General features: G+C 72.2%; 2 protein-coding genes. Both read left to right on the top strand.

Annotation, left to right across the window (positions count from 1 at the left end):
• Positions 1–97: 97 nt before the first annotated feature.
• Positions 98–457: a DUF5682 family protein gene (locus tag PKE44_RS19165; protein ID WP_324554410.1), complete on the top strand. Its 360-nt coding sequence runs from the start codon at positions 98–100 to the stop codon at positions 455–457.
• A gap of 22 nt (positions 458–479) precedes the next feature.
• A partial coding sequence (locus tag PKE44_RS19170; protein ID WP_324554412.1) for a VWA domain-containing protein occupies positions 480–1,667 on the top strand: 1,188 nt, incomplete at its 3' end.

Consider the following 1,667-nt stretch of genomic DNA (forward strand, 5'->3'; position numbering starts at 1 on the left):
TGCTGCCGACAATTCTGGATCTGGTCGGTGTGCAGGCCAGCCATCTTGGCTTCGGAAGCTCGCTGTTTCACACGCAAAGATCGCTCGGCCACCTGCTGTGGGACGGCAAGCCCTCGCGCAGCACCTGCGGCTGTCGGCGGCGCTGTCCGATCCGGACCCGGCGCGTGCGGCGGCGTGGATCGAAGGCTTCGTGCACGGCGGCGCGCGCGTGCTGACCCACGACGACACGCTGTGGGGCCTGCTCGATGACTGGCTCGCCGCGCTGCCGGAACCGGCCTTCGTCGCCGTGCTGCCGCTGCTGCGCCGCGCCTTCGCCGGCTTCACGTCCGCCGAACGCCAGCGCCTCGGCAGCCGCAGCCGCAACGCCGCGCGCGAGGCGGCAACTTCCGGCACCGATCCGGTCCGCGCCGGGATGATGGTGCCGGTGCTGGTGGAGCTGCTGGGGGGCGGAACATGACGCTGTATCAGGGCCGCATCGCATGAGCCTCACCGACCTCGATCCCGAACTCGACCCGCCGGCCGAGGACCTCGACCCCGCCGAAGCCCGCCGCCTGCGCCGCTGGCGACTGGTGCTCGGCGCGCCGGCCGAGCACCCGGACTGCGCGCTCGATGCCGCGGGGCTCGCGCTCGATTCGGCGCTCGATGCGCTGTACGGCGAGCAGGAGCGCGGCGCCGGGCTCGGGGGATCGGCGCCGCGCGTGGCGCGCTGGCTCGGCGACATCCGCGAGCACTTCCCGGTGCCGATCGTGCGCGTGCTGCAGCGTGATGCGATGGAGCGGCTCGGCCTCAAGCGCCTGCTGCTCGAACCGGAGCTGATGCAGGGGCTGGAGCCGGACGTGCATCTGGCGGCGACGCTGGTGTCGCTCGCGCACGTGATGCCGGCGAAGGCCAAGGACACGGCGCGCATCGTCGTGCGCCGCGTGGTCGAGGACCTCGAACGCCGGCTGTCGGAGCCGATGCGCGCGGCGGTGCTCGGCAGCCTCGATCGCAGCGTGCGCAACCACCGCCCACGCCACAGCGAGATCGACTGGCCGCGCACGATCCGCGCGAACCTGCGCCACTGGCAGCCGGAGCTGCGCACGGTGATCCCCGAACGCCTGCTCGGCCACGGCCGCCGCCGCTCGGGCCTGCGCGACATCGTCGTGGCGATCGACCAGAGCGGTTCGATGGCGGCCTCGGTGGTCTACGCCAGCCTGTTCGCGGCGGTGATGGCCTCACTGCGCGCCGTGAACACGCGGCTGGTGGCCTTCGACACGAACATCGTCGATCTGAGCGACCAGCTCGCCGATCCGGTCGATGTGCTGTTCGGCGTGCAGCTCGGCGGCGGCACCGACATCAACCGCGCCGTCGCCTACTGCGAGAAGCTGATCGAGCGGCCCGAGGACACGATCTTCGTGCTGATCAGCGACCTGATCGAAGGCGGCGTGCGCGAGCAACTGCTGTCACGCTGCGCCCGCCTGCACGCGGCCGGCGTCACCTGCGTGGCGCTGCTCGCACTCTCCGACGAGGGCCGCCCGTGCTTCGACGCCGAAATCGCCGCCGCCCTGTCCGCCCTCGGCATCCCGGCCTTCGCCTGCACGCCGGAACTGTTCCCCGGCCTGATGGCGACGGCGATCGAGAAGCGCGACGTGGGGCAGTGGGCGGCGCAGCAGGGGCTGGTGACGACG

Source organism: Plasticicumulans sp., assembly GCF_035331805.1.
Classification (GTDB): Bacteria; Pseudomonadota; Gammaproteobacteria; order Competibacterales; family Competibacteraceae; genus Plasticicumulans.